27 protein-coding genes are annotated in these 21108 nt (G+C 66.3%); 16 read left to right on the forward strand and 11 right to left on the reverse strand.

Translation table 11 applies throughout. The features are described 5' to 3' along the window. Positions 1–27: 27 nt before the first annotated feature. The gene (locus tag OM960_RS12995; protein WP_264772227.1) at positions 28–381 is read right to left on the reverse strand and encodes a hypothetical protein; all 354 of its coding nucleotides are present in this window, start codon (positions 379–381) and stop codon (positions 28–30) included. A 215-nt stretch (positions 382–596) separates the two neighbouring features. Next, positions 597–1181: a hypothetical protein gene (locus tag OM960_RS13000; protein WP_264772228.1), complete on the reverse strand. Its 585-nt coding sequence runs from the start codon at positions 1179–1181 to the stop codon at positions 597–599. A 24-nt stretch (positions 1182–1205) separates the two neighbouring features. Here OM960_RS13000 and OM960_RS13005 point away from each other — a divergent pair, with 24 nt between their 5' ends. From OM960_RS13005 to OM960_RS13025, 5 genes are all read left to right on the forward strand, one after another. Beyond that, a complete protein-coding gene (locus OM960_RS13005; RefSeq protein ID WP_264772229.1) occupies positions 1206–1961 on the forward strand; it encodes an HD domain-containing protein in 756 nt (251 codons plus the stop codon). Between the two features lie 16 nt (positions 1962–1977). Next, entirely contained in the window at positions 1978–2655 is a 678-nt protein-coding gene (locus OM960_RS13010; protein WP_264772230.1) for a hypothetical protein, read from the forward strand. A gap of 178 nt (positions 2656–2833) precedes the next feature. Beyond that, on the forward strand, positions 2834–2998 hold the full coding sequence (locus OM960_RS13015) for a hypothetical protein (protein WP_264772231.1): 165 nt from the start codon (positions 2834–2836) through the stop codon (positions 2996–2998). A gap of 6 nt (positions 2999–3004) precedes the next feature. Beyond that, positions 3005–3721: a hypothetical protein gene (locus tag OM960_RS13020; protein ID WP_264772232.1), complete on the forward strand. Its 717-nt coding sequence runs from the start codon at positions 3005–3007 to the stop codon at positions 3719–3721. A gap of 148 nt (positions 3722–3869) precedes the next feature. Continuing rightward, positions 3870–4526: a type II toxin-antitoxin system PemK/MazF family toxin gene (locus OM960_RS13025; RefSeq protein WP_264772233.1), complete on the forward strand. Its 657-nt coding sequence runs from the start codon at positions 3870–3872 to the stop codon at positions 4524–4526. A gap of 11 nt (positions 4527–4537) precedes the next feature. On the opposite strand, the gene OM960_RS13030 is transcribed toward OM960_RS13025, so the two are convergent. After that, positions 4538–5566 (reverse strand): restriction endonuclease, encoded by a 1029-nt coding sequence (locus OM960_RS13030; protein WP_264772234.1) that lies wholly within the window; start codon positions 5564–5566, stop codon positions 4538–4540. 286 nt (positions 5567–5852) lie between these two features. Between OM960_RS13030 and OM960_RS13035 the strand changes: the two genes are divergently transcribed. Beyond that, entirely contained in the window at positions 5853–6155 is a 303-nt protein-coding gene (locus OM960_RS13035) for a hypothetical protein (RefSeq protein WP_264772235.1), read from the forward strand. 25 nt (positions 6156–6180) lie between these two features. Here OM960_RS13035 and OM960_RS13040 read toward each other — a convergent pair whose 3' ends face one another. Next, positions 6181–6948: a phosphatase PAP2 family protein gene (locus OM960_RS13040; RefSeq protein WP_264772236.1), complete on the reverse strand. Its 768-nt coding sequence runs from the start codon at positions 6946–6948 to the stop codon at positions 6181–6183. A 106-nt stretch (positions 6949–7054) separates the two neighbouring features. Further along, the gene (locus OM960_RS13045; protein ID WP_264772237.1) at positions 7055–8119 is read right to left on the reverse strand and encodes a sigma-70 family RNA polymerase sigma factor; all 1065 of its coding nucleotides are present in this window, start codon (positions 8117–8119) and stop codon (positions 7055–7057) included. 154 nt (positions 8120–8273) lie between these two features. On the opposite strand from OM960_RS13045, the gene OM960_RS13050 reads away from it, so the two are divergent. After that, positions 8274–8885, forward strand: coding sequence for a thymidine kinase (locus OM960_RS13050; RefSeq protein ID WP_264772238.1), 612 nt, complete (start codon positions 8274–8276; stop codon positions 8883–8885). A gap of 1 nt (position 8886) precedes the next feature. Beyond that, entirely contained in the window at positions 8887–9816 is a 930-nt protein-coding gene (locus tag OM960_RS13055) for a metallophosphoesterase (protein WP_264772239.1), read from the forward strand. Positions 9817–9840: 24 nt separating this feature from the next. On the opposite strand, the gene OM960_RS13060 is transcribed toward OM960_RS13055, so the two are convergent. Next, positions 9841–10551, reverse strand: a complete 711-nt coding sequence (locus OM960_RS13060; RefSeq protein WP_264772240.1) for a hypothetical protein — start codon at positions 10549–10551, stop codon at positions 9841–9843. Between the two features lie 132 nt (positions 10552–10683). After that, a complete protein-coding gene (locus tag OM960_RS13065) occupies positions 10684–11202 on the reverse strand; it encodes a DUF3085 domain-containing protein (protein WP_264772241.1) in 519 nt (172 codons plus the stop codon). Positions 11203–11378: 176 nt separating this feature from the next. Between OM960_RS13065 and OM960_RS13070 the strand changes: the two genes are divergently transcribed. The 5 genes from OM960_RS13070 to OM960_RS13090 all read left to right on the forward strand — a co-directional run bounded on the left by OM960_RS13070 (position 11379) and on the right by OM960_RS13090 (position 15697). Beyond that, a complete protein-coding gene (locus OM960_RS13070; protein WP_264772242.1) occupies positions 11379–11606 on the forward strand; it encodes a WGR domain-containing protein in 228 nt (75 codons plus the stop codon). 47 nt (positions 11607–11653) lie between these two features. Further along, entirely contained in the window at positions 11654–12292 is a 639-nt protein-coding gene (locus OM960_RS13075; RefSeq protein WP_264772243.1) for an IS607 family transposase, read from the forward strand. Continuing rightward, on the forward strand, positions 12292–14010 hold the full coding sequence (locus tag OM960_RS13080) for a hypothetical protein (protein WP_264772244.1): 1719 nt from the start codon (positions 12292–12294) through the stop codon (positions 14008–14010). Before OM960_RS13075 ends, OM960_RS13080 begins: the two co-directional genes overlap by 1 nt. 245 nt (positions 14011–14255) lie before the next feature. Further along, the gene (locus OM960_RS13085) at positions 14256–15209 is read left to right on the forward strand and encodes a PhoH family protein (RefSeq protein WP_264772245.1); all 954 of its coding nucleotides are present in this window, start codon (positions 14256–14258) and stop codon (positions 15207–15209) included. Continuing rightward, positions 15206–15697: a hypothetical protein gene (locus OM960_RS13090; RefSeq protein ID WP_264772246.1), complete on the forward strand. Its 492-nt coding sequence runs from the start codon at positions 15206–15208 to the stop codon at positions 15695–15697. Before OM960_RS13085 ends, OM960_RS13090 begins: the two co-directional genes overlap by 4 nt. Before the next feature lie 20 nt (positions 15698–15717). Here OM960_RS13090 and OM960_RS13095 read toward each other — a convergent pair whose 3' ends face one another. Beyond that, on the reverse strand, positions 15718–16563 hold the full coding sequence (locus tag OM960_RS13095) for a hypothetical protein (RefSeq protein WP_264772247.1): 846 nt from the start codon (positions 16561–16563) through the stop codon (positions 15718–15720). 212 nt (positions 16564–16775) lie between these two features. Here OM960_RS13095 and OM960_RS13100 point away from each other — a divergent pair, with 212 nt between their 5' ends. After that, complete coding sequence (locus OM960_RS13100; protein ID WP_264772248.1) at positions 16776–17315, forward strand: hypothetical protein; 540 nt, start codon at positions 16776–16778, stop codon at positions 17313–17315. 63 nt (positions 17316–17378) lie between these two features. Then, positions 17379–18134 (forward strand): hypothetical protein, encoded by a 756-nt coding sequence (locus OM960_RS13105; RefSeq protein WP_264772249.1) that lies wholly within the window; start codon positions 17379–17381, stop codon positions 18132–18134. A 141-nt stretch (positions 18135–18275) separates the two neighbouring features. On the opposite strand, the gene OM960_RS13110 is transcribed toward OM960_RS13105, so the two are convergent. Both OM960_RS13110 and OM960_RS13115 read right to left on the reverse strand, forming a co-directional pair. Then, positions 18276–18770, reverse strand: coding sequence for a hypothetical protein (locus OM960_RS13110; protein WP_264772250.1), 495 nt, complete (start codon positions 18768–18770; stop codon positions 18276–18278). A 57-nt stretch (positions 18771–18827) separates the two neighbouring features. Further along, positions 18828–19676 (reverse strand): ATP-grasp domain-containing protein, encoded by an 849-nt coding sequence (locus OM960_RS13115; protein WP_264772251.1) that lies wholly within the window; start codon positions 19674–19676, stop codon positions 18828–18830. A 228-nt stretch (positions 19677–19904) separates the two neighbouring features. Here OM960_RS13115 and OM960_RS13120 point away from each other — a divergent pair, with 228 nt between their 5' ends. Then, positions 19905–20138 (forward strand): hypothetical protein, encoded by a 234-nt coding sequence (locus tag OM960_RS13120; RefSeq protein WP_264772252.1) that lies wholly within the window; start codon positions 19905–19907, stop codon positions 20136–20138. A gap of 79 nt (positions 20139–20217) precedes the next feature. Here OM960_RS13120 and OM960_RS13125 read toward each other — a convergent pair whose 3' ends face one another. Then, on the reverse strand, positions 20218–21108 hold the full coding sequence (locus tag OM960_RS13125) for a metallophosphoesterase (protein WP_264772253.1): 891 nt from the start codon (positions 21106–21108) through the stop codon (positions 20218–20220).

Raw genomic sequence — 21108 nt, forward strand, 5'->3', positions numbered from 1 at the left:
CCGCCCCGACGGGGGCGGCGTCAAGGTTCAGTAGATCGAGCGGCCCTGTTCGCCGTCGGACGTGGTGGCGGAATTGGACGCCCCCATGGCGGACGCCAGGGCGGTCGAAAGATCGCCATTGGAGAGCTCTTTCACGGCGTTGAGCGTCGTGGCCGACGGCGCCACCGCAAAGGCGTTCAGCGCGGCGCCGAGAGCGCCGGAAATGTCGAGCAGGCTGGGGTTGGCAGCGATGAACTCCGACAGCTCGTTGATCTGGCCGGCCTCAACCATATCCTCGACAGTCTGGAGATCGGTCGCACTCACCGCGGCAACCGCTGCGCTGCCGAACTGCATCCCGAGCATAAGTGCAGCGATCGCAATCGAAAGCTTGCTTTTCTTCATATGTTTTCCTTTTCGCGTTTTGGTCCGCCCGGCACGCTTCTGCCGGGAAGATCGCACAGACTTATGCGACGCGTTTTAATATATCCGCCCAGAAAAAGGAAGAACATGAGTTTTCGCACAATCATTTTTTTTCGCCGTCGCGAATGTGGATAACGCGAGTGATCCGCAGTGGCTTGGCCGTTGCCGGATAGAGCGGGAATGCGGAGCTGCTCCGCTCAGAATGCGCCCTGCGCCGGCGCTTCCGGCGGGAGGGGGAGGGTGTGGACTGCTGGCCGCGCAGAGCCGAGGCCGTCAACCCGCACCTCCATGTCGGTATCACGCTCCCAGAGGGACGGGTCGCCGTAAAACGCCACCGCCCGGCGCCGGGTCTCCGGATCGGCCATATCGACAACACCGGGCGTGTCGTCCGGGCCGAACAGGCGCGCCCAGCCGTCGACGACCCACCTGCCGTCGATGACGGCGAAATCGTGCCGTTCGCGGATTTCGGCGATGCCCGCCGCCTTCGGGTTCTCGAAGCACCAGAAGCCGCAAATACGGACCCTTTCGCCGAGAGCCCGCCGCGTCTGCGCCGCCCAGGACAAGGGGTCGGCAATGTCGGACCCATCCGGAAAGCGGCGCGAGCCATGAGGGTCCGTGCGGACCTGACCGGCAAGCATATCGCCGATCCTCGCGAGCTCCATTTCTGTCCGATTGCCCATCGCGCCTGGCTCCGGATTGCGCCTGTACCGATCATAAGCCAATCGGCGGAAAACCAGAAAAACGATTTTCCTGAGCGATTTTTCGCAGTCCGCGCCTATCATCGATCCACACAAGGATCAAGGCCAATGAATAAACCAAGTCACGACCCTTTCACCGACATCCTCGCGCTTCCCGTCGATAAGCGGGGTGCCTGGATCGCGACATCGCTCGGAGGGATGTGGTCGATCGAGCATCCCGCGCCCGGGGACGTCCGGATCGAGGATGTCGCTGCCGGCCTGTCGCGCAACTGCCGCTACAACGGGCAGCTCAAGGAGGATGCCGATTTCCTCTCGGTAGCCGAGCATAGCGTCGCAATGACAAAGTGGGCCGTCGCGAACGGTGTCGCCACGCATCGCGAGGATGCGCTGGCGATCCTGCTGCATGATGCCTCCGAGGCCTTCTATGGCGACATGGTCACGCCGCTGAAGGATCTCTTGCCCCAGTTCAGGAAATACGAGGACAAGGCGCAGGCCGTCATCATGACCGCTTTCGGTCTCGCCCCGGACGCCGTCTCGATCCGCAAGGAGGAGATCAAGCTCATCGACCGCCGCATCCGTCTCGACGAGCGTGACGCGGTGATCGAGGACCCGGCCCGCTCGATCGGCAAGCGAATCTCCTGGGACAAGGAGCCGGATCTCGCCTCCATCGACGTCGAGATCGCCGGCCTCAACCCCAGGGCCGCCCGCCAGGCCTTCCTCGAATGCTTCACCTGGATCGTCGAGGCCCTGCCGCTCCGGAACCCGGCGCTTGCCCGGCTTCATGACGGGTTCGCCGCGGCGGCCCGCCGGAACCTCGAGCGCATGACCAGCCGCGAGAGCATACCCTGCATGCTCGATATGTGAAAAAGGAACCGTAGCGATGATCTTCCCGGCCTTCGACCCCTTTGATTCCGGCGACCAGCAGACCCTTCGTCATGTCTGCCTCGAAACGCTGAAAAGGATCGGGAAGACCCGCTCTGCGTTCCTTTCGACCTGCGAGTCCCGGCCGCATCTCATCCATCAAGACCGCGCGGGACGCCTCGCCGCCTTCGGCGCCCTCCTGATGGGGGCGACGGTGCTGTCGCGCAACCGCACCCTTCCCGACCAGGATCCCGAACGGTTCCTCGGGGCTCTCGCCAGGATCGGCGAGCGCGCGGCTCCCGGCTCCCTGAAGGCGAAGATCCAGGGCTTTCTCGGCGGCGCGCCGGATGGCGGACCCGGGCTCCGCGAGCGCATGATCCCGGTCCTGGCCACCTGGCCCGGCTTCGACCGCGACGCCTACCTCGAGGGGCGGCCGCAAGGCGCCGACTTCATGGCCGAGTTCGGGATCGACTATCCGGCGCTGCGGGAGCTGTCCTTCGAGATGCACAAGCCCTGGACGCACCTGCGGGATCTCGAGACGCATATCGATGCGCTGATCCCGATCTACCGGCGCTTCGAGGAGGCTGCTTTCGCCGGGACCGATCCTGAACGGCTCGCGGAGCTTCTCGGCGACGGGAACGGCATCGGGGCGAATGCCTCCCCGGATCGCGACATCGATACAGAACCGGCACTCTGAGCAAATTTAGCCGCAACCCCCTTCCTTCAGGGCGGGGAGAGTTCACCGCCTCGCACCCTGGGAGGCCAGGCGCGGGAGAGGTTTTTTCCACATCTTTCGCGTTTTCAGGGGGTGACCGCCATTTCAATCCGTCCCGATCCTGAGATAGAATGCGAAAAACTGAATTTGGAGTGGCACTATGGGCAAGTACCAGACGGATGAGGCGGCCAGGGCGTTGCAGGCGGCGACCGATATCGGCAGAAGCCTCTTCCACCTCAACATGGTCATCCTTCTCGCCCCCTTCGCGTTCACCGCGCGGATGTGCCAGCCGAAACGGCGGTTCGGCCTGACCAGGCGGCCCTGAGGCGCCATGATCAGCGTCGCCGGTCGGCCGTTCTTCGGCGGCGAATCTCCGCGCGCCTCCTTGAGCCCCGGCAGCATAAGCAATCTCCCCGCCGAGGCGGCTAATCGAGCCAGGCGGATGATCCTCGCTCTCGGTCATGCCCGGGCCGAGGGAATGGCGGATCTCCTGGTCGATCCGTTTTCCACTGCGCCAACGCCCCTCCGCCTGCTTCGTGAGCGTGTCGCGGAGACGGACGCGACCGAGGCGGCGTACCCCGCGGACATTACGGACATGGGCCGGTCCGGCCGCGCAGAAGTCGTGCTGCGCGGGATCGGCATGGACGTCCTGACCGAATTTTGCGCGACACTCCTGCGCCTCGAGATGCTCATGCTCCTGGAGGCGCGGACCCTTTCGAATTTCATGATCGCCTCCGGCATCCACGAGGCGGCGGCCGATCGCCTGGCGCCGGTTACCGTCGCGGCCGCCGCGATGCAGCTTCTGGACGTCGACACGCCGGCATGGGTCCGGCATCTCGCAACCTTCAGCAGGCGGGAGCTCGCCGGCCTCGGCGCTGCGGCTGAGGCCGGCCGGACCCTCCAGGCCGATGCGCTTGCACGGTTTGGGCGGATCCGCGACATCGACGACCTCGAAGCGGCCGCCGATGAGGTCCGGGCCCGGGAGCACGCACTGCGCCGCCTCATCAAAACGCCCGGGAGACCCTATCCTTCAGGCCGGGAAGGATAGTACCTCGACTGTTCCGGGGCTGATGGCGGCGCGGCGGGCTCGCACAATCAGACCCCAGCGCAAGAGCAGTCGTGGCGGCGGATCGCGGGGTTTGGCACCGCCTCGAAACCGCCATCCTCGCGCACGATCCAATCAATAATGATGAGGCATGCAGAATTTTGTTGAAAAAAATGAATTGACGTATGGTTTTCCACACTTTATTTTTTCGCATATCGCTGGATTACTGTTTCGCATCTGTTTACCAGAGGCCTGTTGTGCCATGACGACTCTTACGGACAAATCTCGGCGTAGCGATCATTCCGGTCCGGATTACGACCGCCCGGCGCCACGCCGCGCGCCCGGCCTGAAGGATCGCATGGATCTCCAGCCGGGCGACCTGATCATCTATCCGTTCCTGTGGTCCTGGGAGAGCGAAAAAGGCATCGTACATGCCTCAAAGATGCGCCCCTGCGTCGTGCTCCTGCGGATCGACAACCCTGACGGCCCGAGCGTGGTAATCCTGCCGATCACGACCAAGCCTGCGGCGCAATGGCATGACCGGTTTCACGTCCCGGAAGACGAATGCCGCCGCGTCGGCATGGATCCGTCCCGCAACGCGTCGATCGGCCTCAATGACTACAACTTCGAGGTGGTGGCGACCTCGAGCTGCCTGCGCCATAACGTGCCCGTGCGGGCGTTCAGCGCCGGCTTCGTCGAAGGCCTGGCGACACGTTTTCTCGAGGTTCTCGCGGAGCGCCGCGCCTTTCAGGTGGTCCGCACACCGATCCCCGCCGAGGATGATGACTGCATGGCCCACATGATGTAGGGTCTGCGCGGCTACAGCAGCCAGACCTGCCTCATCGGCAGGCCGTCGCGGATATCGGCGGGCAGCCGGTCGCGGGTCTCGAGGAAGGCCTCGAGCACATCCTCCGCACCCCATAGCCGGATCTCGAACCAGAGTTCGGCGTGGCGCGCCAGCACCGGCCGGGCGAAACCGCCCCAGCTGACGAGCAGTCCGCGGGACGCCTTGGTCGCGCGCATCGCCCCCTCCAGCTGCTGGAGGGTGGCGCTATCGCTGACGATGTCGCCCGACTTGACCTGGACGACAAGGCGATCATCCATGCCAAGATCGCCCTTGCCGGCGAGAATGTCGACCCCGCCGTCTGGACCCGGCGGCGAAAGGCGGGTCCGGTAGCCCTTGGCCTTGAGGATCTCGGCCACCAGGCGGGCCAGCCCGTGGCCGGCGAAGACCGCCCCCATGCGCTGGAGTGTGCGATTCCGGAGCAGGCGCTCGATCTCGTTCGGATCCTCGGGCAGGACCGAGCGCGCCGCGCCGGAAGGGCCCGGATCGCGGCCATTGCGCAGGACCTCTTCGATCCGTCGCGCGGCGTCGTTGCGGGAAAGCTCGCAGACATGCTGCAGTGCGCCGAAGGAGTGGATGAGGTCGGGCAGGAAGGCCTCGCGGGGAATGTCGGTCCGGATCCAGCGCAGGCGGCGCGCCGGACGCCCGTCCGGATCCTCCTCGTAGCCGGGCAGGAACTGGCCTATGCCGACCTGGCCGGAACGGCGGAGCGGGCAGATCGCGAGATCGCCGGGTTGGGCGTCGTTGAGGAGAAGCTGGAGCTGACCCGCCAGGCTCTCGATCCGGGAGAGCTTCTCTCCCGGATTGGCGCGCATCACCTCGTCGAGGATCTCCTCCCGCTCGAAATGGCCGGAAAGATCCTCGCGCACCCCGGCATCGAAGGTAACGATCCCGGTAGCAATGGCGGCCTCCTCCGTGGCGGCGGATTTTGGCAGGCGGATGAGCCAGGCACGGCGCCCGGGGGCTGCGGTTACGGCCGGGGCAGGCAGGTTGTGAGAGGTCATCTGGGTCCGGTTGAAATCGTGGCGGCGCTGCTCATCCTGATATGCGAATATTGATAGCATTGCGAGGATGTACCGCTGTTTTCCCAAAGAAAAGGCCCGGAAGATCCGGGCCAAGTTGGAACAGGGAGGTGTATCGGAGAGGCCCGATGCGTTGAAAATATCTGCGAAAATCGGTGTTGTAAAGAGTCGTGCTGATTTATTTTTCGCAAATCTGTGGAGGGGTCGGGCTTGCACCTAACCCGGAAAATATGCGAATGTTCCGGAGATAATACACGCTGAGATAGAAATGCCTGAAACCATTGCCTGCGGTCTCTGCGGCCGCGAACACAAGCCGGTTTTCCTGGGTTCAACGGACCAGGGGGATGGCTGCGCGGCGGAGGTGGCCGAGGGCCGGCTCTTTGGTCACTACGGATCGGCAGTCGCCGACATGACCGTGCTGGACTTCAAGGGGGATGTGCCGGCTGACGGAACCCTCGTCTGCGATACCTGCATCACCGAGATGCTTGCCGATGGCCGCCTCGCGGAGGCCGATGGGGACCGTGCGACGCAGTCGGACGAGGCGCTTCAAAGCTCCCTGAAAGAAGTCTGATCTAGTAAAGTGGACTGCTGGTGCCTCAGGCTCCGCATTGCAGGTAAGCCCACCCTTTCCGGCGCAGTTCCCCCTTGGCCTCGGCGATCATCTCGTCGAGCCCACCGCCGAGGATCAGCGCCTCTACGACACTGCCGGCGAGGACCTCGCCAGCCGAGCTGTCGCTGGCGTAGTTCACCCCGGCAATTTCCCGGCGCGCGGCAATCTCGCGCGAGAGCTCGAAATAGGCGAGCGTGCAGTCCGGGTTGATCAGTGCGAGAGCATAGGCGATCGAGGCGGCGCGGGCCGAATGATCGGACGGGTAGGGGGGCTGCGGCGCGGCCGGGACGATGGTTTCGACGGCCGGATCGAGTTCGGCCGGCAACGGTCGCTGCCAGTGCCAGCTGTCGCGGAGCGCGAAGAACCGGACCTCATCCTGAACCACGCGAAGGTAGGACCAGATGGCGGGGAGCTCCTCTTCCGGCGGCAGGAGGCCGCCAAGTTCGAACCAGTCCATCGCGGTGTGATCAGGCATGCTTTCGGCTACGGCGAGAGCGACCTGTCGCGGAGTCCTCGCGTCACGCTGCAGGATCAGGAGGTCGATCACCTCGCGGCGCGCCTCGAGATCGCCGGCGGAATAGGGCGGCGGAACCCGGGTGTCGAAGTCCGGAGGCAAGTAGCGCGCACCGCCGCGAATGACCTCGAGAATCTCCGCCGGAGGGCTGCCGGTCAAAGAGCCAGTCTCCGCCAGTACCGGGGCGGCCAGGGAGAGCAGGGAGAAGGCCGCGACGAGCCCGATACGCAATTTGCACACCTCGTTTTCGTGGTACCGATATCTGCCCGACGTTGTCTTGTCGATCCGTTTTTCACGGCATTTGCCACAACCCTTGCATCAGGGGTGGGGCGACATCCATTCAGGGCTACCTGATCGCCTCGTTCACCCTGAAGCCGGAGCGCCGGATGAACCTTCGCATCTTCCTCATGGCCGAGACCTCGAGTTGACGAACCCTTTCACGCGTCACGCCAAACCTGTGACCGAGCTCGTCGAGCGTCCTGACGTCGTCTGGATCGAGCTTGCGCAGGGCGATGATCTCCCGCTCCCGCGGGCTCAAGATCTCCAGCGCCTCGGCAATGACCCTTCCGATCCGCGTTTCCGTGTCCTGCTGCACAATCAACGCCTCGGCGCCAGGCCGATCGTCGGCGATGCGGTCGATCCACTCGCCACCCTCACCATCCGCCGCGTCGTTTCGCGCGTTCAGGCTGGGGTCCGCGCCGCTAAGCCGGCCGCCAAAATCCTCGATGGCGCGAAGCGGGATACTCAGCCGGTCGGCCGCCGCGGCATGGATATCCGCCACCGTGTAACTGCGCCCGGATTGCTGGAATTGCCTCTCGACATCCGCGATCACCTTGCGCAGCGAGAAGAAGAGCTTGCGCTGCTCACCGGAACTGTTGATCCGCACCAGGCTATGGTTGCGCATCCGGTAATCCCTGAGACTGGACAGGACCCACCACTGCGCGTAGGTCGAGAAGCGATATCCCTTGTCCGGATCAAAACGGTCCGCGGCGGCCATGAGCCCGATGACCGCCTCATTGATGAAATCGTCCCGGTCCGATGACTCCCTCGTCATCTTCAGGGCGAAACCCCTGGCGAACGGGATATAGGCCTCGATCAGCGCGTTCCTGGCCGCCGTATCGCCATCATCGCGCCAAGCCCTGGCCAGGCGGATCTCATCTTCCTCCTTGAGGAAACCTCCAGAACCCCGCTGCCGGCCCTTGCCCCAGCAGGGCCCGGGCCTCATCGTCGTGCGATCGAGGGGTGCAATGGATTTCGCCACCTCGAAATCAATCTTCTGCATGTTCACTGCTGAGCCTTCTGGCGCCCGTGGGCTTACCAATAATTTTTCCCTTTTTCGCAAATTGGCGCAGCCATGGCAAGTCAAATCAAACCTCGGTGGCCTTAACGCGGACACGGCGACCCGGTCCAATCTCCGTCGCGGGGCCGCTAAGGATGCGGGCCTCCGGCTCGACCTGCCCGACGATGTCCGGGGCGGCCAGCCAATGTGGAAAACGCGCCCTTCGCCGTGCGTTTTTCGCGAAGCCGTCCTACGCTGGGACGCCCACTCGAAAAAGGAAATTCCGATGAGCCTTCTGACCTTCGTTCACGGGACCATGTCAAGCGGCAAGACCACCGCTTTGCTGCAGGAGGCCCATAATTTCCGGCTTCACGGTCTCAACGCTTACCTGCTGACCGCCGCGGCGGACACCCGCTCGGGCCTTGGCGTGATCCGCTCGCGGATCGGCATCTCGGCCGAGGCGCGGATCTTTGCGCCCGGGGAGGATCTCCTCGCGAAGATCGCCGCGGCCCACGAGAAGGCGCCAATCGCGGCGGTGATGGTCGACGAGGCGCAGTTCCTCTCGCGCGACCAGGTCTGGCAGCTTTCCGACGTTGCCGACGATCTCGGCATCCGCGTCACCTGCTACGGGCTCAGGACCGATTTTCTTGGCCGGCTCTTCGAAGGCTCGGCCGCGCTCATGGCGCTCGCCGACGAGCTCAAGGAGAATACCGGCGTCTGCGCCTCTGGCGAGAAGGCCAACATGGTGCTCCGGATCGGCGCTGACGGACAGGTGCTGATCGACGGGCCCCAGGTTCTCGTCGGCGGCGAGGAGAGTTATGTCGCGGTGTCGCGCCGGGCCTGGAAGATGGCCGTGAGCGCCACGCTTGCCGGCCGGCCGGCGCTCAGGGCGGTCTGATATGCGCGACTACATCCCGGACATCCACGGCGACGCAACCCGTCTCGCGAACATCCTCTCCGGGCTCGATTATGTCCGCGAGGCCGATTGCTGGCGCCATCCCGAGGGGCGCCGCGCGGTGTTTCTTGGCGACCTGATCGACAACGGCAGGGAGAACCGGGCCGTCCTGTCGGAGGTCCGCGCCATGATCGACAACGGCCAGGCGTTCTGCCTGATGGGCAATCACGAGCTGAATGCGATCCTTTTCCACCTCCCTGGCCGGGCCTGGGGCGGTGTCCAGGACGGCTGGATGCGGGCTCGCACCGCTTCGAACACCCGCCAGCACCAGGCCTTTCTCGACGAGTTCGCGGGCGACGACGCGGGGATTGGCGAGGCGATCGGTTTTTTCCTCTCGCTGCCGCTCCTCGACGAGGCGGCCGGCCTCCGCGCGGTCCATGCCTGCTGGGACGAGCGTGCCGTGGAGACCGTTCTCGCGCGCCGGCCCGACGCGCGACTCCGGGCGGAGGACCTTCAGGAGGTGGCGCTCGAGGAGAGCGACTTCGCCAGGGCCGTCGTGACGCTCGCGAAGGGACCGGAGATCGACCTGCCGCCCGGCATCTCCTACGCCGACATCTACGGCAAGAGCCGGAGCGCGGCGCGCCTCAACTGGTGGGCGCCCGAGACCGCGAGCTATCGCGGCGCGGTGCTCTCGGTCCCCGACCGGATGACGATTCCGGACCTGCCGCTGCCGCCCGAGGCGGTGCGCCAGGTCTACCCGAAGGACGCGCCGCCGGTCGTCTTCGGCCACTACAAGTTAACCGGACGTCCGGATATCCACGGCAACGCGATCTGCCTTGATTATCCGCAGACCGCCTGCGCGCTCCGCGAAAGCGAGGCCGGGCTCAGCCTCGCGATCCTCGAACTCGAACCGGAGAGCCTGGAGCCGGTCTGAGCCGTACCGGGCGCGGCAAGCGGCTCACGCCTGGGCGGCCGCGAAGCTCGGCGCCGCATCTGCGAACGGTACGAAGTCGCCATCCTCATCCACGACATCGAAGAGATCGAGCCGCTCAGGGAAGAGCACGCCGCTCGGGCAGGATCTCGCCCGCCGGTCATGGGCCTCGCCCCACCAGACGCCGACGACCAGCGGCCGCTTCGGCAGGACCACCTCACGGCAATAGAGAAGGACCGCCCCATCGAACCAGCGCAGGGGGTCCGGCCAGCGGACCAGCCGCTTCAGGGCCCGCCTGGTGAGCCGGTAGGTCTCCTCCTCCATCACGGCGCCCTGGCCGCGCGCCTCGGCGGCGATCTCCTCTTCCAGGCTGCGCCCGGCGAAGCGCGCCGCCGCCTCGCGGCTCTCGAAGGTCTGCTCGATGAAGTCGTCGGCCTCCTCGTCGTACCTCGTGGCCGTCCAGCCGGTCACGGCCCTTGCGTAGTCCTGAGCGAGCATCCAGGCGACGACCTCGGCGCGATCCTCATCGGAAAATTCCAGCGCATCGACCCATTTCGCCGCCGTGAAGCGCAGAACCATCTCCGGCCCGTTCAGGCCGGCGATCGCGCGCCAGTCCTCTGGATGGGTCGATACCGAGATCCCGGGGCCATCGATGGTCGGGCGCCGCTCGGCGGCCGGCCTGTCCAGAAAGCCGATATGGGTCACTTTCGGAATATGCTTCTCGACGATGTGGGGCATCGGTCCTCTTCCTGCCTGAGCTCTCGCGCACTGGCAATTTTGGAATCATTTTTCGCAATTTATCAGCACCACAGGCGGCAGGCAAGGGCGCGGAGCTCCGGTTCGGAAGGTGCGCGGCCGCGAACCGCCACTTCAGGGCGCGGGATCGGCGTCCTGCGTCCTGGCGGGCAGGGCGATCGTGGTGGGCGACAGGTCGATGACATAGGGATGGCCCGGAACTATACCCGCCCGGACATCCTCGGCGCCAAGGAACTCGACCCCGTCATCGCCGCCGAAAGAGGCGCGCTTGATCTCCCAGAGATCATCGAAGGGAACCTTGGCGGGATTGGCCTCGGCAGCATAGGCGACATGATCGACGCCGGCGGCGCGCACATCCTCGATCGGCGCGTTGGACATGATGTAGACCCCATGATCACCCACGAGATGCAATCCGGCAGGGACCTTGCCCGGATCGATATCCGTGTTCATGGCGCTGAAGGCAAGGCCATGGAGCCGGATCTCCTCCTCGAGCAAGGTGCGGCGCGCAGGATCGAGATCCTCGCGCCAGAAGGCGGGATCGACGAGCTGCTCCAGATTGGCCCGCCGGTTGCCGGATGCCTCGGAGAGATCGAGAAGACGCTCGAGATGGTCGGAATCGAAGGTCAGCCGCATGAGATCACCTCTGAAATTCCGGGCACTATCGGGCAATCGAGTGAAAACGGAAATGCCGGATTATCGGTTCGGTCCCCGCGGGAGTTCCCCGATTTCAATCAAAGCTCTCTCCATCTTCGTTTTCGCAATCCTGCGTTAGGATTTGGCTTCGCATCGGTCATGAATGGAAAACGAAAATGACGGAACCCAAGGCAATCAATCTCTACTTCCGGGAAGGCGGCTCGGACAAGATCTACCAGGCCCAGCTCGTCGAGGCCGGCGGCGGCTGGCGTGTCACCTTCCAGTATGGCCGCCGCGGCAAGCCGCTGACCGCCGGGGAGAAGACCGACGGGCCGACGACCTACGAAAAAGCCGAGAAGATCTACGACAAGCTCGTCGCCTCCAAGGTGGCGAAGGGTTGTTAGCAGTTGCCTCTTGATTTTATCTTTTCGCATCTTATGCTATCAATATGATGCGAAAAATGGTCAGTACAGGCGAGGCGGCGAAGGCGCTCGGGGTAACGCCCCTGACGCTTCGGCGCTGGGAGGCGAGCGGCAAGCTCCTGCCCGACGAGCGCACCGCCGGCGGCCGCCGGCGCTACGACCTCGCCCGGCTCCTGCCGGACCTGTTCCGCAAGCAGGACGCGGTGCGCCGCACCGTCGCCTATGCGCGGGTTTCCTCTCATGACCAGAAGTCGGATCTCGAGCGCCAGGCGCAACTGCTTGAACTCTACTGCGCCCGGCAGGGCTGGAGCTACGAGGTCGTGACCGATCTCGGATCGGGGATGAACTATCGCAAGAAGGGGCTGAGGCGCCTGCTCGACGACATCGTCGCGGGCGGGGTCGGCCGGCTGGTGATCACCCACAAGGACCGGCTCCTGCGCTTCGGCGCGGAGCTGGTCTTCGCGATCTGCGAGGCGAAGGGTGTCGAGGTCGTGATCCTCAATCAGGGTGAGGATACGAGCTTCGAGGAGGATCTCGCCCGCGACGTGCTCGAGATCGTCACTGTTTTCTCGGCGCGCCTCTATGGCGCGCGTTCGCGCAAGAGCGCGAAGATGGTCGCGGATCTGAAGAAGGCCGCCGAGGCCGCCGCCGGAGGCGGCGACCGCTGATGCCGGACCAGGTCCGCACCTTCCAGATCCAGCTGCCGCGCGGGGCCCACGAGGCGGCGCTCGAGGCGATGGCGGCCCTGTTCGGCCGGGCCGAGCGGCGGCTCCATGCGCAGATGGGCCGGCTCAACCTGGCCGCGTCCGAAAACGGCTGGGACCGCGAGCGGATCAACGAGGCGCGGGCGCGGCTGAAGCGGGTGACGCTGGCCGCCGCGGGGATCACCGCGCGCCAGTACAACGGCCTGCAGCGCGGCCTCGAGGGCAAGCACGACTCGGTGCGCGAACTGGCCCGGATCCGCATCGAGCGGAACGCGGCGAAGCGCGCCGATCTCGCGGCGAAGGTCGAGAGCGACCTCCGGCGCCTCGCGGCCCAGGCCGGCAACGACGCCGCGATCGCCGCCCGCGCGGCCAGGGGCAGGGGGCCGACGGCGGCCCAGGCGCGGCTCGCGATGACGCCGGCCGACAGGCGCGCGGCGCGGCGCACCCTGCACGAGCGGAAGCGGCGGCTGGGGCGGCTCGATGCGATGCTGGCGCGGGACCGCGCCATCGCCACGGCCGCGGTGCCGCCGATCGTCTTCGGCTCGAAGGATCTGCTGCGGGCGCGGGCGCGGATCCACGCCAACGACCGCGCGGGCCTCCTGGCCTGGCGGGAGAAATGGCATGCCGCGCGCCACCGCGAGGTGATGTTCATCGGCTCGGCCGACGAGACCGCGGGCAACCAGACCTGCCAGGCGCTTGATGCCGGCGCCGGCCGGATCGCGCTCTGGATCAAGATGCCGCCGGCGCTCGCGGCGGCGGGCTTCCCGGACCGGCTGCGGATCGACGATGTCGATCTGCCCGGCTTCGGCGGCACGGAGATCGCGGCCGCGCTCGAAGGCATTGCTACCGGCGCGCGGAAGGTCGCCATCGCCTATCGCTTCCTGCGCGATCCCGACTGGAGCGAGCGGCGGCACAAGTCGCCCTGGCGGGTCTGCGTCACGATCCGCTGCGAGACCCCGGAGGCGTCGTTCGACGGCGCGAACGGGGTTCTTGCCGTCGACGTCAATGCCGACCATCTCGCCCTCGCCCTGGTCAAGGGCGACGGCAACCCGGTCCGGGCCTGGCGGATCGCGCTGCCGCTCCGGGGCAGGAGCGCCGAGGCGCGCGTCGCGATCATCGGCGACGCCGCACGGACCGTCTGCGCGATCGCCGCGGCCCATGGCGTACCGCTGGCGCTCGAAAGCCTCGACTTCGAGAAGAAGCGGCGCGAGCTCGAGTTGCTGTCGAAAACGGCGCGCTCGCCGGCCGAGCGGCGCTACGCGCGGATGCTGTCCTCCTTCGCCCACGCCCGGATCGGCACCGCGATCCGGCGCCGCGCGGCGCGCGAGGGCATCGCCGTGCGCGACATCAACCCGGCCTATACCTCGCTGATCGGCCGGACCAACTACGCAAGGAGATACGGGCTCTCGCTCCACCAGGCCGCGGCCGTGGCGATCGCCCGTCGGGCGCTCGGGCATTCCGAACGCATCAATTACGTCTACGGGCTTCGCGGTCGCCGCAACGCCCGCCCGACCCGGACGGAGTCGCGGCGGCACGTGTGGCGCCAATGGGCGAGGCTCTATCGGGACACGGCGCGGACTGCATCCGGGCAATCGTCCTCGGAGACGCCGAAACAACCACGCCCCTCAGGGGCGGGGCGTCACGGGCGCTCTTCCGACGGCCTCAGGGCCACGACTGCCTGAGCGGGCCTTCGGGCCCGATCACGCCACAAGGCGGGGGCGCTGCTGACCCCGTTCCTGGACCCAGGCCGTGGATGATGCGGTTTGATCAGGAAAAATTTTGCGGTTCGGAATGGCGGGCGGCGATAATCCGCCCGCTTATCCACAACGCCGGCCGGTTCCGGGTCGGATTGAATTTGCGAATTTCCGTTTGGTGCGCCAATCTTGGATCGAGGACCCGGACGGTCCGGGCCCGTGGAGGCACCTGGATGGCTGATGGATCGGCGCCCGTGATCGGGCTGGCCGGAAAGATGGAGACCCGCATCTCCTTCCCCGACAACCGCGCGATGGTCGGGTTCTGCGGACCCTGCGACCGCAACCTCACGGAGCTCGAGCGCCAGTTCGGCGTCACCATCCTGCGCCACGGCAACAGCATCAGGATCCAGGCCGATCGCGATCATTTGGCCGAGATCACCGAGCAGCTCGAGGATCTCGCCCGGCGCGCGCGAGAGGGCGAGGCCATCGATCCCGGAATGAGCCCCGCCAATCCCGATCCTGCGATCCCGGCTCTCGTGACCCGCCGGAGGCCGGTGGAACCCCGGACCCGCGTCCAGGCCAACTACGTCCGGGCGCTCCATGCGCATGAGGTCAATTTCGGCATCGGCCCTGCCGGCACCGGCAAGACCTATCTCGCGGTCGCGGCCGGCGTCAGCCTCTTCCTGCAGAACCAGGTCGAGCGGCTGGTGCTCTCGCGGCCCGCGGTCGAGGCCGGGGAGCGTCTCGGCTTCCTGCCCGGAGACATGAAGGACAAGGTCGATCCCTACATGCAGCCGCTCTACGACGCGTTGAACGACATGCTTCCGGCCAAGCAGGTCCAGAAGATGCTCGAGGAGAAGTCGATCGAGATCGCGCCCCTCGCCTTCATGCGCGGCCGCACGCTCTCGAACGCCTTTGTCGTCCTCGACGAGGCGCAGAACGCCACCGCGATGCAGATGAAGATGTTTCTCACCCGCCTCGGCCGGGGTAGCCGGATGGTGGTGACGGGGGATCCCGGACAGGTCGACCTGCCGAAGGGCGTGGTGTCCGGGCTGGTCGATGCCGAACGGATCCTTGACGGCGTCGAGGGTGTGGGATTCACCCGCTTCACCTGTGGCGACGTCGTCCGCCACCCGCTGGTCGCGCGGATCCTCGCGGCTTATGACGGCGCGGAGGCGGCAGTATGAACGTCGTGATTCCCGATATCAATGACGCCCCAACCTTCCAGGCGGTCCTCGCGCCGCATCTTGCCCGGCTCAGGCTGGCGAAGACCTTCATGCAGGTCGACGCAAAATGGAGCGGCGGCGAGGCTCTCGAGTTCGCGCTCCTGCTCGAGGCGATGGCGGGGTTTCTCGATGGCGCGGCCGTCGAACGGATCGCCGAGGCCAGAAGCCGCCTCGATGCGCGGATCGGGGTTCCCCGGAAGGATCATGCCGCCGGGATCCGGGCGCGGAACGGGACCGGTTTCTGCGGTCTGGTGAATGGGATCACGGGCATCCTGCACGCGGGCGCGAAGACCAATTGCCAGGCCCGCTGGCGCGCCGAGGGCGTGGGGCCGTTTCTCGCCCTCGCCGAGGACCTCCGGCAGCGCTGTTTCGAGGGAGTTCCGGGAACCATCCGGGAGATCGAGGCCAGGCTCGAGGCGGCGCCGGATCCCGCTCCAGACTGTGCCTGACATCCGCCGGGGTCCCGATATCAAGGTTCCGGATGTTCACGAAGCGAGGGCTCGATTTCCGCAAGATGCGCGGCAATCTTGCGGGCATAGGCGCTGGCATCTGCAAAGTAGATGTCGCTGTCGCCAGGGCGGCACGCGGTGACTGCCTCGACATGTGCGCTCCGGCTTCCGTCGAGATGCAGCGCGAGACCGACATCGATGCTTCCGGAAACCAGCCGGTAGTCGGCCAGCAGGGCCTCGGCGGCCTTCCGCTGCATCCTTGGCCAGGTCGAATCCCCGGCCTCGAGCGCTGACCAGGGGTCGCGGGCCTGTCGGTTGCGATTTAAGGGGTCGAGCAGCAGGAGCGGCTCCGCCTCGCAGAAGCGGATCGGGGTTTCGGCCGCGATCTCACCGGCGACGACCAGGTAGCGCCGGCTGAATTCCAGCTCCAGGTTCGGCTGAACCAGGATGTCGTGGGTATAGGCATCCGCGCCGATCGCGGACCGGTGCTGATCGTAGCGGTCGCCGGCCTGGGTATAGCGGAGGCGGCCGGCCGGATCGCGCATGTTGCGCAGGATCGCGCCGCGCCCCATCCCGGAAAGGCGGTCCATCTCGCCCTGGACCCGGTGGCCCGCCACGATCCGGGCGTCGCCAAGCGCGGCCATGACCGCGGGCTCCGCATAGGTCGCGGCAACCGCCTCGATCCGGCACCGGAGAATCCGGTATCGGTCCCGACCCCAGAGCGGGTTCGATCCGTCATGCGCCCGGCGCTCATCGAATAGCTCGAGCATCTCCCCCAGCTCCTGGCGCAGGGCTGCGTAGAGCATGGCGTCGGAAAGCCGGATATCCGGCTCGGTCTCGTTGCTGGAGAGGTAGTCGATCCGCATCGGAAAGCCGCCATGCCGAAAACAGGTCCAGAATGGGATACCGGAATGTATATTGCAATACTGGTTTTCGCAATGCCGGAAGTCACCCGGATCCGGCTTGACTTCGCCGCGCCGGGCCGCATTGTAGGGACAGCGAAGATTGAAAGAGACCCCGCCCGTCGCGGCCCCGATATCGCCGGCCGCCTCAGGCGCGATGATCCTGGAGAATCTTCATGACAAAGACCGTCTTTCTCGTTGGACAGCCCCTTCCCCTCGAACCCCGGATCGCACTGGCCTCGGAAGGCTCGGGCTTGGGTGGCGTGCTCAACCTGCCTGCGGGCATGGTCATCATGCGCCTCGACAACCCCACGCCCGCAGAGATGAAGGCCTTCGCGGACAGAGCCATGATGCGGATCGGCCTTTTCCGGACCTTCCTGATCGTCAGCCCGGTCTTCGAGGGCTACAATTTCGACCTCCTCTGGTCCCCGGCGATCGCCAGGGCGACCGAGGAGCCCCCGGTGGGCGGGGTCGGCGAGAACGACCACCTTCTGCTCACCCTGATCCTCGTCGACGAGCGGCTCGTGGTACGGGCGATCCGCCAGTCCACCATCTCGCCGGAGGCCGGGCGCCTCCTGCGCCGCGGCCAGCTCGAGCTTCTTACCAGCCGGATCCGGCCCGAGGAGGTCGAGGCGGAGATGACCGAGCTCTTCCGGAATCATCCGCGCGGCCTGCCGAACGAGGTCTTCGACGTGGCCTGCCCGCTCGGAAGCTGATTGCGACGTTTCCGGTTTTCGCAATTCTGCCCTAGCCTGTCCTTCAAAGCGAAGGAGGCTCCCATGCTGTTCAAGGGAAAAACCGAAAATACGTTCCGGAAACCCGAAACCGAAGAGGCCCGCACCGGCGCCAATGCCGCGCTCGTGCCCTCGGACGCCTACCTGCGCAACCGGGCGGAGGAGCTGCGCGATCGCTTCGGCGTTACGCGCGGCGGCGGCTGGCCGATCCTGGTCGCGATCGATATCGCCATTACCGACCAGGATCGCCTCGAGACCTTCCGGGACGAGGCCGCGCAATTGCCGGATCCCGGGGCCGGGATCGACGTCCGGCGCGCCTTGACCCTCGAGAAGGGACAGATGGCGAAGAATATGGCGCTTGTCGGGCTCCTGGCCTGCCCGGAAAGGGGCCTCGCGGAATACGGCATTTCCGGATCCGTCCAGGTTCTCGTCTCGCCGCTCAGCGACCACATCCGGGCCGGCAACGCCCGGCCGCGCGGCCTCGCCGGCCCCGGTTCCGACGCGATCCGGGTCGAGATCCTGGCCGAGATCGACCGTCCCGAGATGCTCCTCGCCGGTGCGATCCGCGACCGGGATGGCCGACAGCCCCCCGTGGCCAGCCTCGAGGCCGGGCTTGCCGGCGTCCTGCTGCTGGGCAGGATCGCCCCGGAAACCGGCATGAAGGTGCTCGGTATCACCGAGGCGACCCGGACCCCGGTCACCGATCACCTGCGGGCGCGGGCCGCACGCATGGTTCTCGCGGAGAAGCCGCGGGCCGTGCGCGAACCGGAGCGCGATTGCGGCTACGAGATGGCTATGTAGCGGGAGCGGCCGGCAATCCGGAAACGGACTACCGGCTCTCCCACCAGGCCGCGGCGCCCACGAGGAGGATCGAAGCGACCCCGCCCGGCCAGCCGAAGACCTGCCAGGCGGAGCTGACCACCGTGAGGGCGATACCGATCTTCATGAAAAGCGCGGCCTTCCGGGAAACGGGATGACGCCGCATTCCGCCAGCGCGCGGCGCGCAACGCCGCTGCCCGCACGGGCCGCGTCGACGAGACGGGCCGGATCGGCGGCCTTGCTGCCGCAGGCGGCGACGAGGACGTCGCGCATGTGGCAAAAGCCACAGGCCTGCTCGGGCAGGCCGGCCGCCTCGTAGCTGGCCTGCCCGAGGCCGCAATAGTGACGCAGCGAGCCGCCGGTGCGCCGCAGGCGGTCCTCGAAGAGCGAGACCGCGAGCAGGCATTCATCAGCGAGATGGCGCAGCTCAGGCGGCCGCGCCGCCGCATCGAAGGCGCGCAAGATCCGAAGAGTAAGACGGTCCGGGTTCAGCGGCGCGGCCATGAAGCGCGCGACCGTGACGGAGAGGTAGTGCTCGAGATGCGCGGTCAGCGGAATGCCGGCTCCGGTCATTCCGTGGCGGACGAGATCGGATGCGGCGCAGACCAGGTGATCCATACGGACCTCCGGAACGGGGTGGCTCTCCGGAGTATTGTCTCACGGTTTTTCGCATTGTCAAAACAGGATCTCATCGAGTTTGCGGGCGATCGCCCCGAAATCCACACCCTCGTAGAAGCCGGAAGTCGAAAAGCCGTTCAGCTCGACGAGCCGCGGCGCCCCGGCCTCGTCGAGGACGAAATCCGCGACGACCGGGTTTTCCCAGCCCTCCATGGCGCGCGCCACCCGGACAGCGAGGTCCCGGATCGCGGCGGGGCAGGGCGGCGCGGGCTCGCTCACCAGGAAGCCGTAGGGCGCATGGGTCAGGGTTTCGCCATCGGCAAGCCAGAAGCGGTATTCATGCGGCGCGATTTTCCGCGCCCGATCGATGGCGACCAGGAGATCGCCGTGGAGATGGTGGATCTGGCGGATCGCGGAGATCTCCTCTGCGAGATCGCAGGTCCGGACCGGGGTTCCGGCAAACTCCTTCATCGGGCTGTCCGGGCGGATGAAGAGTTCCGGCCCGAAGAGCCTTTCGATCTGGGCGGTTCGTCCGGGAACCTGGCCGAGCGAAATCAGCACAAAGCTGCTATTCAGGAGCCATTCCTCCGGCATCAACCCGGAAAACTTGTGCAATTGCAACCTTTCCTCGCGCAGGAACACACCCCGGTCGAGATGGCCGCAATGGCGGCGGATATGGCCCGCCACCTCGAGCGAGACGAAACAGGCGACCCGACGGCCGGTCATCGGCTCCATCGGCGAGCGCGGCCCGAGCCTGTGGTCGAGGTCAGCGAGGATCCGCTTCCAGTCCTGCCCGGAGGAGAAGCGCACGACCTCGTGGCCAGCGGCCACGACGGCGGGTTCCGGGTCGAGACCGCGCAGGAGTTCCTCCTGCATGATCAGCGTCACGGGGCCTCGGTTCGGCATGGCATGTCCTTCCATCAGGATATTCGTCGGCGATCACGACCCGTCGATCAGGAGAGACCATGGCCTCCCGCACAGGCGTCGGCCAGAACCGGACAAGGGGTCGCCTTGAGCTTCGTCACGAATGCGAATATACTTGATGTGATAGTTTTTCGGAAGGCAGATCGACCGATATCAGAGCCGGACGGAACGTCTCTCGACAGTTCGCCCGGCGCCCGAAAGGAGACACCCATGGGATGCAAGACCTGCAACGACCGCGGCATCGTCCTGCGCAGCCCCGGCCTGCACGGGGGATCGCCCGCGCCCTGCCCGGACTGCCGCATGCGGCCCGGAAGCACGGAGGAGACGGTCCTCCCTGACGAGGCCTTCAAGGCCCTCCGGGACGCCGTCGATGCGCCGGGCCAGGCCATCGACGGCCTGGCCGAGATCATGAAAAGCGCCGATGCCACCTTCTCGCCCGACTGATGCCGGATCCTGCAGCGCAGGCCCTCGCGGGGTTGCGGCCTGGAGAGGATAGAAGTCTCTCCAGGCCCAAAACCCGGGATCAGGCGAATGCCGGGGCCTCCTCCGCAAGCGCGGGCCAGGGCGCTGCGCTGTCGAGGACGCGCAGCGGGTCGAAGCGGGTGGCCTCTCCGGGATAGCCGCGCATGTTCGACAGGAAGGCCACCGGCCCCTCCGCGCCCTCGAGACGCACCTCCTCGGCATCGTGGGAATGGCCGTGGATCCAGGCGTCGATCCGGAACGCACCGACCGTGTGCCAGAGATCGGAGGCATAAGCCCCGTCAACCGGATTTCGCCGGTCCTGGCGGTGGCGGGCCAAGGCCTGACGCACCGGCAGGTGATGGGTCATGACGAGCGTCCGGCCATCGAAGGGCTCTGCAAGGCGGTCGAGGATATAGGCCTTGTCGGCACTGTGCATCGCAATCGTGTCGGCCGGGATCATCTTGCGATAGACACGTTTTGCCTCGTCGAACCACTTGATCTGATCGTAGTCGTTCATCTCGGCTCCGATCGCGATCTGTGCGCCGCTCGCGAATTCCGGGTGAAGCCGCATATCGGTCCAAAGGGTCGCGCCGATTACCCTTGTGTCGCCGATGACCCGCAGGCCGCGGCGCAGGACATCGATATCGACCCCCAGGGCGCGCGCATCGGCGATGCGGGTGCGCTCCTCGGCCTCGTGCTTCTGGTAGCGCTTGGCGCCGTAGGGTTCATGGTTTCCGGGTACGGCAAGAACCGGTACGCGCCAGAGATCCCAGATGCAGATCATCTGGCTGACATGCCGTCCCCTGGTGTCGATGTCTCCGGGAAGGAGGATCGCGTCGATCTCCTCGCGCGCCGGCGCGCCCGGCGTGGCGCCGGGCTGGCAACCCGGAACCGGGATCTCGAAGGGGGCGAACTCGCAGTGGAGATCACTCCAGAACAGGAAGCGTGCCAT

This window comes from Defluviimonas salinarum (assembly GCF_026013545.1).
Lineage (GTDB): Bacteria > Pseudomonadota > Alphaproteobacteria > Rhodobacterales > Rhodobacteraceae > Albidovulum > Albidovulum salinarum.

Excerpts from the sequence above, each read along its gene's own strand:
- OM960_RS13070 (WP_264772242.1), top strand. The coding sequence starts at position 11,379 with ATGACGGAACCCAAGGCAATCAATCTCTACTTCCGGGAAGGCGGCTCG.
- OM960_RS13005 (WP_264772229.1), top strand. The coding sequence starts at position 1,206 with ATGAATAAACCAAGTCACGACCCTTTCACCGACATCCTCGCGCTTCCC.
- OM960_RS13075 (WP_264772243.1), top strand. The coding sequence starts at position 11,654 with ATGCGAAAAATGGTCAGTACAGGCGAGGCGGCGAAGGCGCTCGGGGTA.
- OM960_RS13115 (WP_264772251.1), bottom strand. The coding sequence starts at position 19,676 with ATGCCGAACCGAGGCCCCGTGACGCTGATCATGCAGGAGGAACTCCTG.
- OM960_RS13020 (WP_264772232.1), top strand. The coding sequence starts at position 3,005 with ATGATCAGCGTCGCCGGTCGGCCGTTCTTCGGCGGCGAATCTCCGCGC.
- OM960_RS13080 (WP_264772244.1), top strand. The coding sequence starts at position 12,292 with ATGCCGGACCAGGTCCGCACCTTCCAGATCCAGCTGCCGCGCGGGGCC.
- OM960_RS13110 (WP_264772250.1), bottom strand. The coding sequence starts at position 18,770 with ATGGATCACCTGGTCTGCGCCGCATCCGATCTCGTCCGCCACGGAATG.
- OM960_RS13055 (WP_264772239.1), top strand. The coding sequence starts at position 8,887 with ATGCGCGACTACATCCCGGACATCCACGGCGACGCAACCCGTCTCGCG.
- OM960_RS13095 (WP_264772247.1), bottom strand. The coding sequence starts at position 16,563 with ATGCGGATCGACTACCTCTCCAGCAACGAGACCGAGCCGGATATCCGG.
- OM960_RS13100 (WP_264772248.1), top strand. The coding sequence starts at position 16,776 with ATGACAAAGACCGTCTTTCTCGTTGGACAGCCCCTTCCCCTCGAACCC.
- OM960_RS13050 (WP_264772238.1), top strand. The coding sequence starts at position 8,274 with ATGAGCCTTCTGACCTTCGTTCACGGGACCATGTCAAGCGGCAAGACC.
- OM960_RS13000 (WP_264772228.1), bottom strand. The coding sequence starts at position 1,181 with ATGATAGGCGCGGACTGCGAAAAATCGCTCAGGAAAATCGTTTTTCTG.
- OM960_RS13035 (WP_264772235.1), top strand. The coding sequence starts at position 5,853 with ATGCCTGAAACCATTGCCTGCGGTCTCTGCGGCCGCGAACACAAGCCG.
- OM960_RS13060 (WP_264772240.1), bottom strand. The coding sequence starts at position 10,551 with ATGCCCCACATCGTCGAGAAGCATATTCCGAAAGTGACCCATATCGGC.
- OM960_RS13125 (WP_264772253.1), bottom strand. The coding sequence starts at position 21,108 with ATGGCACGCTTCCTGTTCTGGAGTGATCTCCACTGCGAGTTCGCCCCC.
- OM960_RS13090 (WP_264772246.1), top strand. The coding sequence starts at position 15,206 with ATGAACGTCGTGATTCCCGATATCAATGACGCCCCAACCTTCCAGGCG.
- OM960_RS13120 (WP_264772252.1), top strand. The coding sequence starts at position 19,905 with ATGGGATGCAAGACCTGCAACGACCGCGGCATCGTCCTGCGCAGCCCC.
- OM960_RS13105 (WP_264772249.1), top strand. The coding sequence starts at position 17,379 with ATGCTGTTCAAGGGAAAAACCGAAAATACGTTCCGGAAACCCGAAACC.
- OM960_RS13085 (WP_264772245.1), top strand. The coding sequence starts at position 14,256 with ATGGCTGATGGATCGGCGCCCGTGATCGGGCTGGCCGGAAAGATGGAG.
- OM960_RS13065 (WP_264772241.1), bottom strand. The coding sequence starts at position 11,202 with ATGCGGCTGACCTTCGATTCCGACCATCTCGAGCGTCTTCTCGATCTC.
- OM960_RS13010 (WP_264772230.1), top strand. The coding sequence starts at position 1,978 with ATGATCTTCCCGGCCTTCGACCCCTTTGATTCCGGCGACCAGCAGACC.
- OM960_RS13025 (WP_264772233.1), top strand. The coding sequence starts at position 3,870 with ATGCAGAATTTTGTTGAAAAAAATGAATTGACGTATGGTTTTCCACAC.
- OM960_RS12995 (WP_264772227.1), bottom strand. The coding sequence starts at position 381 with ATGAAGAAAAGCAAGCTTTCGATTGCGATCGCTGCACTTATGCTCGGG.
- OM960_RS13015 (WP_264772231.1), top strand. The coding sequence starts at position 2,834 with ATGGGCAAGTACCAGACGGATGAGGCGGCCAGGGCGTTGCAGGCGGCG.
- OM960_RS13030 (WP_264772234.1), bottom strand. The coding sequence starts at position 5,566 with ATGACCTCTCACAACCTGCCTGCCCCGGCCGTAACCGCAGCCCCCGGG.